Here is a 13,546-nt window from a genome sequence, read left to right on the forward strand (position 1 = left end):
AAATAAACATACTAAGATTAGTAGTGCAGACCAAGGCATTGGTTCGCACTACTATTTTTTATATAGTAGAAGTGAAGAAAGGGTCGTGGGTGCTTTGGGATCTTGAATCCGTAAAATAAACTGACCTTCTTCACTTACCTTATTTGAATCAGTTTTTAGTATGTTGGTCCTCGAGATCGTGTATAAGAAATGGGAATCGATAAGTGTAAGTTGAAGACTTCAATTTCACCTAAGGAGGAACTTTATGGAACACGTAATTGCGTTTGACGTCAGTATGGGTAAAAGTTACATGGTAATTTATAATGCACAAAAACAATGTGTATTTGAAAGTGAAATCAAGCATTCTAAACCCGAATTCGAAAAGCTACAAGAAAAAATTCATGAACTTGCAGATAATACTGGTGAATTACCTGAAATTGTGTTCGAATCAACAGGTATCTATTCCAGGCAGCTAGAACGATTTATGCAAGATAACCAGTATACGTATTGTTTATTAAACCCATTAGAAGCCAAACTACAATGTGATTCCTTACGGATTCATAAGACCGACCGAAGCGACGCACATCGATTAGCTCTCACTCACTTCACAGTTACCCGAAGGGTATCTAATGGAACTATCAACTCATTCCATCAGCTAAAATCTCTTTCTAGATGGTATAGCGAATTGGACAGTGAATTATCGATAATTCGTGGTCGTATGCACAAAGTAATTCAATTAACTTTTCCTGAATTGGAAAGAATGTTTACCAGTAAATCTGATTTGTTTTTAAATTTTGTTCAACTATTCCCCCACCCAGATTGTGTTTTAGGTCTTTCAAAAACAATCATAAAAAATCGTATTCGTGCCAACACCAATAAAAAAATATCAAATATTACAGCCGAGAAAAAAGCGATTCAGATAATTGAAATAGCGAAAACTTCCTATCCGGCTGTTTCTGAGAACGATGTTCTTTGTGATCAACTCAAATTATATGCAAAGCGCTATCAAGAGCTTCTTCACCAAAAAGAATGCTGTATTAACAAGATGGTATATATAGCCGAGCAACGTGCAGAATACGGTATCATTCTCAGTCTTCCTGGGATTGGCCCGAATACTGCAGTACGCTTGATGGCTGAAATAGGAGATATTACTCGTTTTAACAATAACAAGCAGCTCAATGCATTTGCAGGTATTGATATACGCCGTTTTCAATCAGGTAAAACCTTTTATAAAGATAAAATTAACAAACGTGGAAATAAACATTTGCGGAAGCTCCTTTTTCTCATCATCCAGAACATGATTAAACAACGACGTTACGGACAAAATCACATTGTTGAGTATTACGATAAATTAAAAACGCAACCCTATAACAAATGTCATAAAGTTGCGTCCATTGCATGTGTAAATAAGTTCTTGAAACTTCTCTTTCACCTTATTACACATGATATACACTATGATTATCGGTTAACGGCCTAATATCATAGTTTCATTCATCATATCATATCTCACCCCTAGCAAAAAACGAGTATATATTAGGGGTCTTTGTTATGCATGATAATAAGTATATGTTTATTCTGATATTCACTCCAGTAAAAACCTAAAAATACAGGTTGACTAATCGTAAGAAAAAAGCACTCCTTTTCAAAGAGTGCTTTTAAGAAACATATAACCTAATAAAGATGTTTCTATTTTGATTACAGAAAGAAAGTCGTTATTAAAACATATGGTTGCTAATTTTATTTCGTTCTTCCTTGCACCCAAGCAGCAATATCATTTATAACATACTCAGGGATATTAGCAGGATTATAATATTCATCCGGTTTACTTATTTCTCCATAACCTTCTGTAAATAAGGGATTTAACTTTGGATATAGTCGATAATCAACGTTATCTCGTTCTTTTAATTGTTCTTTCCAAAGAGGGATTTCGATTTTCGATTGAACTTGATAGTCTCGTTCTCCTTGAATAATAAAAAGCGGTGTCTTTTGTTCTTTTGACATTTCCACTGCTTTAATTTTATGGATAGAATCCTTACTTCACAGGATTTTTTTGCTGTTTTCACTATATCCTTACTATACAAATGAAAATATACAACGATACTAAATATACAAACTTTGCATAAAAAAATGATTTTATAGTATCTTTTTAATATCCATGTCCGCCTTGCCAACCACCATGTCCGCCCGGCCAACCACCATGTCCACCTTGCCAGCCACCATGTCCGCCTTGCCAGCCACCATGTCCGCCTTGCCAACCACCGTGTCCGCCTTGCCAACCACCGTGTCCACCTTGCCAACCACCGTGTCCACCTTGCCAACCACCGTGTCCGCCCGGCCAACCACCGTGTCCACCTTGCCAACCACCGTGTCCACCTTGCCAACCGCCTTGCCAACCACCGTGTCCACCCGGCCAACCACCGTGTCCGCCTTGCCACCAGCCTGCATAGCCTTGTCTCTGTGAGTTCATTCCTTCGCATCCCTTCTTATTAAAAATTCAAATACTGTAACTGGGTATTCTCTAAATATAATTATGTATCCCAAAAATAAATGTATCCGCAAACATCCCGATTATTGGTAAAGTAATTATCTAATGAAAAAAACATTTATTATTGCAAATCTAAGCTCTATTATTTTTTGCTTTTCCAAAATTTTTTCGCTATTTTATTAGCATAATACTTTTTAGATTCAATTTCATCATAGTTACTTAGTATTAGAACAGACCGATCATTACTTGCGATCCTTTTTCAACATTACATCAGAATCCATAGTTGGGCTTTAATTATACAAAGAAAACGATACTTCACTATTGAAGTATCGCAAAAAAACTATTTACTTACATTATTATGACTATAACCCTATCCGGTATTAGTTACTCACCTAAAATTGCAAATGGGCTAAATGATTCATAATGAATCATTTCCTTTTCTATACTGTGTTCTTTTAATACTGGAGCCTTTGACTGCACAATTTGTATTGTTTTCTCGTCAATCATAAATGGTACATCCCTTCGTATACAATGTTTTTATAAAACATTAGCATTATTTGAAATTTACCTTTCATAATTTCATTTTTTACTTTTAACTTCATTATTAAAGGCATTTCTCCTTCTAAAACAGACAGTACTTGCAATCTTAGTACGAATCACAGTTGAATTCATGTTACTTAATCGTACCCATTCCGGCAATTTTAATCTTAACCTTGACGTTTACATCGCCTTTTGCTAATTCGTTACCCCAATTATTTTGTATTTTTTTCCATTTAGGATATGTGTATGTTCTTGCATATCCTCCAAGCCCAATAGGATCAATTTTGGCGGTTTGTATTTTTTGTATTAATTGCTTGAAATCAGCTTCTAGCTTAGTTTCAATCGCCTTTTGTAATTTGGCTGCATCCTTTCTAGTGTTAAACGAAAAAAGTCGTTCTGTAATACCGATTCTCATCTTTACATCTACATTAAATATAAAATGATCATCATATCTTGCCTTTGTCTTTACTTTAATACCATAGGCAGTAAAACTTATCAAATCTTTATCTTGACTATCTGAATTTAGCTTAATTGGAACTGTAAATGGTAACTCCCCTGCAGTCCCTTGTTGCAAAATGCGTAAGAGTTTGTTTTCATCAGGTTTCAGTGTTAATTTATACTTTCCTTTTTCATCCAATAAGGCTGTACCTGTCACCCATATTTTATTCTTTTTTTTCAGTTCAGTAATATTTGCTGTTAGCCCTTTGTCTGCTCTTTGTTCATATAATTCTTGAAGTGTTGTTTTCACCGTGATATTTCTTAAAAAAGCGGTATCAACTAGTTTTGTTAAATATATAGGAAGCCTTGGTTTATCTTTTGGACTATAGAAGATGACGTCTGAAACAGGTCCATCTACAGCGACAACCCTTGCGGTAACAGTATTTTTGGGATCACGGTAAAATGGATCAAGGTAAATTTCCCAGTTTTTTTGTTTCAGTAGCCTTTTTCCAACTAAAATAACCTGTGTTTTACTTCCGGCGGTAAGGGCCATAACCGTAGCATCAAATTGGTCTCTTGCTTTTCGAACCGTAGCAGATTTCACACCAGTAGTTTCTTCTTTTATTTTTGCTTCTTTATTGAAAACAGGGCTTGATATATACACTAATAAATTATCATTAGGATCTAAATCGATACCAAGAATAAGAGTAAGAGAAACATCTTCAACATTTCTTTGATCGAAGCATCCAGTCATCAAGAACACCAATAACAAAATACAACATAGTACTTTTCTTTTCAATGTATTCTCCTCCGGCGAAACTTCTCATATAGACAGCAATACAGCCATAAAATAATAGGTAATATATATGTTACTCCTAATCCAGTATTCGATAATACCTGTTGCCAAATTTCAGATTCATTCCAACTAGGATGAGTCCAAAATGTGAATCCGATAATAAGCAATAAGAGAACAACTACATGAGAGCTGTGATCTTGTTTTCCAAGTAATTGGCTTGAACAAAATACAGAACAGTATAGGGCAGGGATCCATGATGTGGAAACAATGGTTAAGTAAACAGCCAATAAAATCATGTCAAAACGTTCTAAAAAACGAAATTCAATTACTTTCAGTAAATTTATTACCGGTTGATTATATTGCGTAATGCTATCAGGGCTAAAATAGGCAAAGCAAACAATAGTAGCAAATAAATAAAATAACATCGTTAAGGTGTTTGCTATAACCATTCCATGGACTGCATACTGTTTTTTTTGTAAAAATGGATATAAAAAGAAAGCAATATCAAACCCTAAATAAGCATAAACAGTGCTTGGTACAGCGGTTAATATCGGTTTCCACCCTTCTTTTAAAAGCGGAAAGAAAGGCATCCAGCTTCCATTCCCTATAAGAGGGATTAAAAAAAATATCGGAATCCAAAGCGCCATATAAAAAAAAAGTTCGGCGTATCGTCCTAAAATACTAGGACCGTTACGTGCAACAAAATAGGTAGGAATCGAAAACAAAAAGATAACGATATAGTCAGGCGTTTTCGGGAGAAACCATCCCTTAAGGTAAAGCATAGCGTTTATAAGAACGATACAAGAATAAAAAGCGAAGTACATCATGTAAATAACAACGAATGCTTTCCCTACTATTTTTCCAAACAATCGTATAAGAATATCATAAATCGTATCCTCAGGATATCTTGCAGCTGTTTTCACTATAAACACACCTGATATTGTGGAGAAAATCCAACCAATCAATATAGCTATCCATCCATCTGTTCCAGCCTTTTCTGCAAGCACACGTGGAAGCGATAAAACGCCAGTGCCCACCTGCACTCCATTAATTAAAATAATATACTGCATAAGAGTGATTTCATTATAGGCATACTTTTTCATAATTTCACCTTTTATTACGATTCTTTCCTTGTCGAATAGTTTGATCGGTTCCATTCCCCTTAGGACGCCTTCTTATTGTCCATAAAGGAAAGCGTACAAAAACATCTTTCATATCTGCAAAACGAAAGGGTGCTAATGGTGTTCCGTAAGAAGTACCTAGCGATTTAAGACTACTTAGATGCCCAATTAAAGTCATCCACCCGATAACAAGTCCTACAATTCCAAATAAGGCAGCTGCTAGCATCATTGGAAAGCGTAAAAGTCTTACTGCCGCTCCCATATCATAGTTAGGGATAACAAAAGAAGAGATGGCGGTAACAGCAACAACAATAATCATAATATTGCTTACAATTCCCGCCTGAACAGCCGCCTGGCCGATGACAATACCACCTACAATTCCAACTGTCTGACCAATCGGAGTAGGTATCCGTAAAGCCCCTTCTCTCATCGTTTCCAATGTTATTTCCATAAGTAACGCTTCCATAACTGGGGAAAAGGGTACGCGCGTTCTTGATTCAGCAATAGATAAATATAGCTCTACAGGAATAACTTCAAAATTAAAGGAAATAAACGCAACATAACTCGCAGGCAGAAATAAAGCAACCATAAAGGCGACAAAACGAAGCAACCGAATAGACGAAGCAACTAACCACCTTGTACCGTAGTCATCGACTCCTTGAAAAAAGGAAATAAAATTTGTTGGAGTAATTAACACATTAGGTGAATGATCCATTACAGTTACAAATCTACCCTGTAGAATGTGAGATACAGCCAAATCAGGTCTTTCAGTTAATATAAATTGCGGAAACGGTGAGTAAGGGTGATCTTCAATGAATTCTATAAGTTCGCCATTACTAGCAACAGCGTCGATTGTAATATTTTGAATTCGTGTTTCTAATTCCTTCAGCACATCTTCAGAAGCTACATCTTTCAAATATAAAATAGAAATTTTGGTTTTGCTCCGTACACCAATTATTATTTCTTTTATCGCTAATTCACGATGAGGAATATATCTTCGAATCATTGCGATATTTTGACTTCCAGTTTCTATGAAAGCTTGATGTGCTCCTTTTAGAGCTATTTCGTTATGTGCGTCCTCAACACTTCTTTGTGGCCACCCTTTTGTATCCAATTGATGTGCTGTTGTTCGACTGTGAATTAATAAAACACTATCTCCCCCAAAAATAGCATTTTCAATCTGACTTAATGTATTAATAATCTTAATTTGTCCTAACGGAATTGGAAGTTCTCTATTAGTATCAAAATCAATATTCATCAAAGGACTGAGAACATGATTTTGAATCAATTCTTTATCTGTTAATCCAGATAAGTATACTAAGGCTGCTTCTAATCCACCTACTGTTATTTGAAACTGCCGAATTACTAAATCAGGCGCTTGACGAAATATATTCTGAATATGAGCTATGTTTTTGGATAAATCAGCGTCTAAGAGGGAGTCTTCAATATTTTTTTCCTGAAAATGAGTATTGTCTCGTATTGAACATGACTTAGGGTTGTCTCTATATTTTAAACGCCTCAAAAATTTAGCCATGATTCCCTCACTTTCTATGTACCTTTTATAGTATGTTTAGTATGCATATATTAAGGAAAAATATCCTAATAGTTCCTACAATTACACTTTTAAGACATTAGATACATTTCTTGCTGTCTTTTTTACTCATGTATTCCTTTTTGTTGTTGATGTAACTTTTCAATTGTAACTGACACACATTTGAAACTCTAAACCCTCTCTCTTCCCTAACAACTACTAATTTTAAAATTTCAGAATCTAAATTGTGTAAATTCCCCAATACTCGCTACCCTATAAAGATACATGTTTAACATGTTGATGATAGTTTTTCTTTTCTCTTCTATATGTTCTAGTGACATAATGTTTGGTTAAAATAACCTTTAAACTCTTTTAAGAAAAACTTAAGAAAATCTCCCTTTATTCATAAGAATTTTTTTCTATACTGAAGCATGTAAATGAACAAGAGGAGAAACGATAATGAGAAAATTTGTAATTTGCATATTAGGAATAGGCCTTCCTATATACTTACTACCTTTCATATTACGCGGGGATTTAGACAGATTTAATCCGATTGCTGAAGAAAAAAATGTATATGCCGTTGCGAAAGGATATGGTGTTCCGGATTATCATCAAAAAGGAAAAGCTATGTACTCACTAAAAGCTATTGATGAATTAAGCAATGAAAAAGAATATAATGTTGGAACGAACACGCCTAATGATTTTATAAGAAAAACTTACTTAAAAATTCATGTAAAAGGAAAGTATGTGTATTCTTACGATATTATTTCTAAAGAGGATATTCCGGAGAAAATAAGGGGACAATTGGAGATAGCAAATAAATAAAAGAGCCAATTCATACGAGTTGGCTCTTTATTCTCTCTTCCATCTACCGCTGGGAGAATTCTTTCGGTAGATTTATTAAATTCGTTATCATTGTTTCAATAACCATTCTTCAATTACTTTCACTGTTTCATCTCGTTGTGCTTTTGGCGTAATTAAACTCGCATTATCACTTTTTTGCTCACCGTACATGCCAAAATTAGCATGATTCCCCCCTTTTATCATGTGCATAGTTGTATTTTTTGACATAAACTTTTTATTGTTCTCTATTTTTTCTACAGTTGCTAAAGCATCTACTTCCCCGTAAATTGATAACATTGGAATCGACTTAGTAGAGAAGTCATCTGCAGGATACGAACCTAAGAAAATAATCCCGTCTACCTTTTCTTCATGTTGAAAGGCATACCTAGAAATCATAGCTCCACCCATTGAATGCCCAGCAACATACCATTTTTGAACTTCAGGATACTGTTCAATTACACTATCTACCTCATTTATTCCAAATATCGCTAAGTTTAATGGTAACTTAGGCATTACTACAAAATGCCCATCTTTTGCAAGTGCTTCTCCTAAGTAACTATAAGCCTCCGCTTCTACTTTAGCTCCTTGATAAAAAATAACTCCTATTTTTGCATCTTTCTCTCCAAAAACTATATAATTTTCATCTTTTTTATCATCTACTAAAGACAAAGCCTCTTTCGTTGGTTTGTAAGTAAACTGAGACCACGTTAAAAAAGTAACACTTCCCATAATTAAAATACCTAGTAAAGAGTACAGAGTAATTTTTATCCATTTCTTCACATATATGCCCTCCCTAAGATGTGTATATTCTATACTTTAGATTACCATTAATAAACATAAAAACTCGAGCATTTTCATTGTGCTCAAGTTTTCATTTACGTCTTTAATTTATACTATAAATTGTCCAAGATAAATATGTAGCAAATGTAGCCCATAAAAAATATGGGATTAGCAACCATGCCGATACTTTAGATAAATTGGAAGAAAACATAATGAGAAGTAACGTAGTAATAGCGACTAGTAAACAATCTACTGTTGCTAAAAACAAATTCTTTTGGCTAAATTGAAAGTAGCTGAACGCTTGATTGAATATATAATTTAAAAGGAATAAAAACCAAAATGTTTTTGGCTTGAATCCATAGTTGTTGTAAATAATTGCAACTGATAATGCAATAAGTCCAAATAATACAGCCCATATCATTCCGATTGTCATACCTGGAGGTGTCCAAGACGGCTTTTCTAACGCATCATACCAAGTACGATCAATAGGGAATAAAACACTAGAAACATAAAACAAACCATATGTTAGTAAAAATACTATAATACTAGATTTTTTCATAAACATTCTCCTTTTTACTAGAAGATTATAGAAACTTTATATGATTAGTATGTCCTTGTAATGGATAAAATCCTAATATTTAAATTCCAAATACATATTGTTTAACCTATTTCATACAAATTCTTTCATACTTTTATATGCACAAAGGGCTCTCTCTCGTGCTGCCTTATGATCAACAATCGGATAAGGATATGTATCCCCAAGTTTTATATTGGATTTTTGTAAAATACGCTCAGGTGCTTCCCAAGGTTTATGTATATATTTGTTTGGGATATCTCTTAATTCTGGTACCCATCTTCTTATATACTCTCCATTTTTATCAAACTTTTCTCCTTGTGTGATGGGGTTAAAAATACGAAAGTACGGTGATGCATCTGCTCCGCTTCCAGCAACCCATTGCCATCCCATTGTATTATTTGCAATATCAGCATCTAGTAGTGTATCCATAAACCATTTTGCTCCTTTTTGCCACGGAATTAACAAATGCTTTACAAGAAAAGAGGCTACAGCCATTCTTGCCCGGTTATGCATAAAACCTGTTTGCCATAGTTCTCGCATTCCCGCATCAATAAACGGATAACCCGTTTTCCCCTTTTGCCATACTCTTAATAACTCCTCTTCCTTATCCCACGGGAAATTTTCAAAGCTCTTATTAAGAGGTCTATATACTGTAAATGGATAATGATATAGTAAATAATAAGAAAACTCTCGCCAAATTAATTGACGTATAAAGCTATTAACTTGTTTTTCAAAAAGACTACATTGTCTTTCGGTACTTTTATTTATTAAGTAATGAAACATTAGCTTTACTGATATTTGACCAAATGAAAGATACGGTGCCAACATCGAATGGACATTTTGATCTGGAAAATCTCTTCCTTCACTATAAGAGACTAATTTGCTAGAGAAAAATTTCTTGAATGTTTTATATGCCCCTTCTTCTGTCGGATCCCATATTACTTCCATATGAGATGTCCACGGTATAGTCGGCAACAAGTGTAATTCTGAAACAGATAAGCTTGCTGGTAAAGAGTTTCCCCACTTTATACTCTGCACTCTGCTAATAGGTTTAGGTATTACCTGCTTTTGAAATGCATTGTAAAAAGGCGTAAACACCTTATATTCAGTGTTATCTTTCTTTTTAATAACCCACGGTTCTAATAATAAATGCGAATTAAATTCTTTACAGATAATACCTTTATCCTCTAACATCATTTTCATTTTTTGATTAGATTGTAATCTGTCCGGATCATAACAAATATTCCAATATACAGCCGTTATATCTAATTGCTCTATGAGAGAAAGTATTTCTTCCTCCGTACGTCCTTTACGAATTATTAAAGTAGAGCCCAATGCCTCAAGTTGCTTCTTTACATCTATTACAGCATGGTGCAACCACCACTTTGACGCACTTCCTATTGAAAAAGTTTCATCTTGTATATATACAGGAAGAACCTCACCAGACTGAACAGCCTCAAATAGAGCTGGGTTATCATATAAACGAAAATCTTTTTGAAACATAACAATAATTTTATTTTGCATGGCTATCCTTTCTAATTCTTAAAGCACAATTCATTCTTTATTAGAACAAATACTTCTGTTATTTTTAAATGATTATAAGAATCATTTTTTGTAATTGCAAACAAACTCTTCTATCTTTAATGGATTTTTCCAACTCTTAATAAAGATAAAAATATAATGCACTTTGTACTTATCTTAAACTCTTATAAAATAAAAAAGAAAATGGAGAGAAAGATGAAAAAACAATTTTATAAACAATCAAACTTAAATACATCTATAGATTCAACAATCCTATGGACTTTTCAAAACCAAAATGCCATAAATACACTTTTGAATGAAGGTAAGCTTATAGCCGATCCTATTTTTGTTAGTAAAGAAGATTGCACAGCATATAAATACATTGTAAGACACATGAAACAGAAAGGTATTGAATTTATTATAGATTTACCCATTTGGGCATGGCATTCATGCAATGGTTACCAAAAGAAGCCTACTTATGAGACTGCAAGAGAATTACTATCAGATATTCAATTAGAGAAAGAAATATACCTCATCGAATTCACATGTCCTAATTTTTTATTCATGTTAACAAACTATAGCGGATGGTGCGACATTTATTTTAAACTTACTGGCAATCCTAAAGCAAGTGTAACAAATGATGAAGAAAAATACTTATTTAATCTTTACCCTACCATTGAGGAAGAATGGGAATATCATCATATCCAAGCAACTCTACCCTACCTAAAAAAAGAATGGATTATACAAATAACTGAACTTAGTAAAATGAATGGATTTAACAAATAGTCACATGAAACTAATACATTTAAAATAGCGCTTTTTTATAATGGAACCCTAAATAAGCTCCTTACTACTATGATTTTGTATACATGCAGTTTACTCATTTAGTTTTGGTCTAGTTTGTAAATATAAATTCAAATCTGGACTTGAACCGTTAATAATTATATCTCGAACAATTTTAGAAAGTACCATACTATAAACTAATCCATTATCTCCATACGCATAGATAAAGTGACAATTTGGAAACTCTTCATACATTCCAATTATAGGTAAACCATCATGAGTACCACCATAAAAAGCACTTAAATAAAATTCAGGTTCAACTGTTATATTGGGAAAGAGCTTATTAAATTCATTCACTAATTTCTCTTTTTTATGGATTAATTTTGAATCTCTTTCTTGAGCAATGTTTGTATCTTCATCTAATCCACCTATAATAATCCTATTATCTGCAGTAGTTCTCATATAAATATATGGTCTCGCAGTTTCCCAAATGAGAGTGCGTTTATACCAAGAAGATAAATCTTCCACAGGATTAGTAACAATTGCATATGAGCTAATCAGTGTAGCGTTCTTTTCCTTTTTAAATTCCAATCCTTCATATCCTGCAGCCACAATTACTTTATTGGCAGTAATAGAATTGCCCTCCTTTGTATAAAAGATAGCACATTCTTTCTCTAACTTTTTGCCAACAATCTCTGTATCTTCATAAATGTGAACTCCTTTATTAGAGGCTTGTTCTAATAAACTATGTGTAAATTTATAAGGATTTATTTCACCATCATTATACGTATAAATAGCTGCACGTTTTTTAAATGGATATCTCTTTCCAATTTGTTTTTCTGATAACCAAGCCGCTTTAAAATCATGCTTATGTAAATAATACAGTTCCTTTTCTAATTTCTTTATATCCTCTTCATAACTTGCATAATATAAGCTGTCACGTCGTTTAAAGTCAGAGCAATAAGGCAAGTTTTGATCAGCATATTCAATATCATTAATAGCTTGTTCACATAGTTTCATATGCTTAACTGCATACTCTTCCCCAAATGTATTTACAAGTTCAAAAAACATCTTATCACCTAAATATTGAATAAGTGCTGTATTTGTAAGGTTACTTCCATGTCCTACCTTTCTTTTATCAACGATAACAATATTTAAATCTGATTCACTCAAATAGTATGCTGATTGAGCACCCGAACTTCCTGCTCCTATTATTAGTACGTCACATTTTATATCTTCGTCCAAACGAGGATAAGAAGGTGTATTAGAAAAAGTCGTGTTCCAATATAATTTCCCTTTCTGTAAATCCATTTTAATTGCACCGTCCTAAATAAAATAGTTATATCCCCATCGGTATCTCCAAATCATTCTTACTATATACTTCTTATCAAAATTATCTTGCTATCATGAATAAAGGTTTTCATAAACCTAAAAGCCTTGTCTTAAAAATTTTTTCGAAAAAACGTCAAATAATTTTTTATTTTTATTATAAAAAGAGCAAAAGATCTCCATTTATAGAAGATTTCTTTTACTCTTTTTAAAGGAAATAACTCCAAATATTTAACATATTATAGTATCTACCAAATAAAAGTTGCTTATCTATCGATAACTTACACATAAGAATGCATTTGTTTCACTACTTTATTAACAGAAACTTTAACAACCGTTTCTTTTTCCCCTGTTCTATCAATCTTGAAACCATGAACTTTAACATCAGACGGTACTAGTGGATGATGACAAATCATATCTATACTCTTCTCAATATTTTCACTAACATTTTCTTTTCCACTTAGCCATTCATCAAGGCTACCACTTGAAAATTCAGGCATGCAATTTTCAAAGAGATAGTCTAGTTCCCTGTTATTTTTTATGGAATCACGTTGAATTTGTAGATTAACTACATCAGTTTCTTTATCCTCTATTCCTACAACAAAAATTTCTTCAACATTTTCCTGATAAATAGCAATAATAATAGATCTCATTATATCTCCATAAGGATGTACAATTACAGAATCGTAGCTGTGTATAGTCAACATGTTTTCTTGTTGAATGTTAGTTACTTGTTGGATAATAGGCTCTATTCCATGTTTAATGTCTGTTAACAATAAAACTTTTTTATTCTTTGAATTCATATGGAGCACTCCTTCTTCAT

13 protein-coding genes and 1 pseudogene are annotated in these 13,546 nt (G+C 33.3%); 3 read left to right on the plus strand and 11 right to left on the minus strand.

Translation table 11 applies throughout. From position 1 onward, the window contains the following. The first annotated feature begins 244 nt into the window (after positions 1 to 244). The gene (locus ACTJJY_RS27645) at positions 245 to 1,456 is read left to right on the plus strand and encodes an IS110 family transposase (protein ID WP_440605350.1); all 1,212 of its coding nucleotides are present in this window, start codon (positions 245 to 247) and stop codon (positions 1,454 to 1,456) included. Between the two features lie 260 nt (positions 1,457 to 1,716). Here the strand turns inward: ACTJJY_RS27645 and ACTJJY_RS27650 are convergent. The 6 genes and pseudogenes from ACTJJY_RS27650 to ACTJJY_RS27675 all read right to left on the minus strand — a co-directional run. Continuing rightward, a pseudogene (locus ACTJJY_RS27650) lies at positions 1,717 to 2,010 on the minus strand (alpha/beta hydrolase); the annotation flags it as partial. A 115-nt stretch (positions 2,011 to 2,125) separates the two neighbouring features. Further along, positions 2,126 to 2,446 carry a hypothetical protein gene (locus ACTJJY_RS27655; protein ID WP_089171378.1) on the minus strand — a complete coding sequence of 107 codons (321 nt, stop codon included), beginning with the start codon at positions 2,444 to 2,446 and terminating at the stop codon, positions 2,126 to 2,128. A 402-nt stretch (positions 2,447 to 2,848) separates the two neighbouring features. Further along, the gene (locus ACTJJY_RS27660) at positions 2,849 to 2,971 is read right to left on the minus strand and encodes a flavoprotein (RefSeq protein ID WP_095690599.1); all 123 of its coding nucleotides are present in this window, start codon (positions 2,969 to 2,971) and stop codon (positions 2,849 to 2,851) included. Between the two features lie 166 nt (positions 2,972 to 3,137). Further along, the gene (locus tag ACTJJY_RS27665) at positions 3,138 to 4,241 is read right to left on the minus strand and encodes a Ger(x)C family spore germination protein (RefSeq protein WP_078401738.1); all 1,104 of its coding nucleotides are present in this window, start codon (positions 4,239 to 4,241) and stop codon (positions 3,138 to 3,140) included. Further along, a complete protein-coding gene (locus tag ACTJJY_RS27670; protein WP_440607094.1) occupies positions 4,238 to 5,341 on the minus strand; it encodes a GerAB/ArcD/ProY family transporter in 1,104 nt (367 codons plus the stop codon). Before ACTJJY_RS27670 ends, ACTJJY_RS27665 begins: the two co-directional genes overlap by 4 nt. A gap of 4 nt (positions 5,342 to 5,345) precedes the next feature. Then, positions 5,346 to 6,893, minus strand: coding sequence for a spore germination protein (locus ACTJJY_RS27675; RefSeq protein ID WP_053564049.1), 1,548 nt, complete (start codon positions 6,891 to 6,893; stop codon positions 5,346 to 5,348). A gap of 456 nt (positions 6,894 to 7,349) precedes the next feature. On the opposite strand from ACTJJY_RS27675, the gene ACTJJY_RS27680 reads away from it, so the two are divergent. Then, positions 7,350 to 7,715, plus strand: a complete 366-nt coding sequence (locus ACTJJY_RS27680; protein WP_095690598.1) for a YxeA family protein — start codon at positions 7,350 to 7,352, stop codon at positions 7,713 to 7,715. An 87-nt stretch (positions 7,716 to 7,802) separates the two neighbouring features. Here the strand turns inward: ACTJJY_RS27680 and ACTJJY_RS27685 are convergent, their stop codons facing one another. The 3 genes from ACTJJY_RS27685 to ACTJJY_RS27695 all read right to left on the minus strand — a co-directional run bounded on the left by ACTJJY_RS27685 (position 7,803) and on the right by ACTJJY_RS27695 (position 10,614). Continuing rightward, complete coding sequence (locus ACTJJY_RS27685) at positions 7,803 to 8,513, minus strand: alpha/beta hydrolase (RefSeq protein ID WP_095690597.1); 711 nt, start codon at positions 8,511 to 8,513, stop codon at positions 7,803 to 7,805. A gap of 103 nt (positions 8,514 to 8,616) precedes the next feature. Next, positions 8,617 to 9,072 carry a TspO/MBR family protein gene (locus tag ACTJJY_RS27690; protein ID WP_000749744.1) on the minus strand — a complete coding sequence of 152 codons (456 nt, stop codon included), beginning with the start codon at positions 9,070 to 9,072 and terminating at the stop codon, positions 8,617 to 8,619. 111 nt (positions 9,073 to 9,183) lie between these two features. Beyond that, a complete protein-coding gene (locus tag ACTJJY_RS27695) occupies positions 9,184 to 10,614 on the minus strand; it encodes a cryptochrome/photolyase family protein (protein ID WP_440607087.1) in 1,431 nt (476 codons plus the stop codon). A 213-nt stretch (positions 10,615 to 10,827) separates the two neighbouring features. On the opposite strand from ACTJJY_RS27695, the gene ACTJJY_RS27700 reads away from it, so the two are divergent. After that, entirely contained in the window at positions 10,828 to 11,397 is a 570-nt protein-coding gene (locus ACTJJY_RS27700; RefSeq protein ID WP_065382363.1) for a DUF3841 domain-containing protein, read from the plus strand. Between the two features lie 90 nt (positions 11,398 to 11,487). Here the strand turns inward: ACTJJY_RS27700 and ACTJJY_RS27705 are convergent, their stop codons facing one another. Together ACTJJY_RS27705 and ACTJJY_RS27710 are read right to left on the minus strand one after the other, a co-directional pair. After that, the gene (locus ACTJJY_RS27705; protein ID WP_095690595.1) at positions 11,488 to 12,705 is read right to left on the minus strand and encodes an NAD(P)/FAD-dependent oxidoreductase; all 1,218 of its coding nucleotides are present in this window, start codon (positions 12,703 to 12,705) and stop codon (positions 11,488 to 11,490) included. A 299-nt stretch (positions 12,706 to 13,004) separates the two neighbouring features. After that, complete coding sequence (locus tag ACTJJY_RS27710; protein ID WP_065484320.1) at positions 13,005 to 13,526, minus strand: carbonic anhydrase; 522 nt, start codon at positions 13,524 to 13,526, stop codon at positions 13,005 to 13,007. Between the last annotated feature and the right edge of the window lie 20 nt (positions 13,527 to 13,546).

Source organism: Bacillus sp. 22475 (genome assembly GCF_052044835.1).
Taxonomy (GTDB): domain Bacteria; phylum Bacillota; class Bacilli; order Bacillales; family Bacillaceae_G; genus Bacillus_A; species Bacillus_A cereus.

Bases quoted from the DNA above. Each gene is read 5' to 3' on its own strand.
- ACTJJY_RS27675 (WP_053564049.1), bottom strand. From the start codon at position 6,893: ATGGCTAAATTTTTGAGGCGTTTAAAATATAGAGACAACCCTAAGTCA.
- ACTJJY_RS27705 (WP_095690595.1), bottom strand. From the start codon at position 12,705: ATGGATTTACAGAAAGGGAAATTATATTGGAACACGACTTTTTCTAAT.
- ACTJJY_RS27655 (WP_089171378.1), bottom strand. From the start codon at position 2,446: ATGAACTCACAGAGACAAGGCTATGCAGGCTGGTGGCAAGGCGGACAC.
- ACTJJY_RS27710 (WP_065484320.1), bottom strand. From the start codon at position 13,526: ATGAATTCAAAGAATAAAAAAGTTTTATTGTTAACAGACATTAAACAT.
- ACTJJY_RS27680 (WP_095690598.1), top strand. From the start codon at position 7,350: ATGAGAAAATTTGTAATTTGCATATTAGGAATAGGCCTTCCTATATAC.
- ACTJJY_RS27660 (WP_095690599.1), bottom strand. From the start codon at position 2,971: ATGATTGACGAGAAAACAATACAAATTGTGCAGTCAAAGGCTCCAGTA.
- ACTJJY_RS27645 (WP_440605350.1), top strand. From the start codon at position 245: ATGGAACACGTAATTGCGTTTGACGTCAGTATGGGTAAAAGTTACATG.
- ACTJJY_RS27690 (WP_000749744.1), bottom strand. From the start codon at position 9,072: ATGAAAAAATCTAGTATTATAGTATTTTTACTAACATATGGTTTGTTT.
- ACTJJY_RS27700 (WP_065382363.1), top strand. From the start codon at position 10,828: ATGAAAAAACAATTTTATAAACAATCAAACTTAAATACATCTATAGAT.
- ACTJJY_RS27670 (WP_440607094.1), bottom strand. From the start codon at position 5,341: ATGAAAAAGTATGCCTATAATGAAATCACTCTTATGCAGTATATTATT.
- ACTJJY_RS27695 (WP_440607087.1), bottom strand. From the start codon at position 10,614: ATGCAAAATAAAATTATTGTTATGTTTCAAAAAGATTTTCGTTTATAT.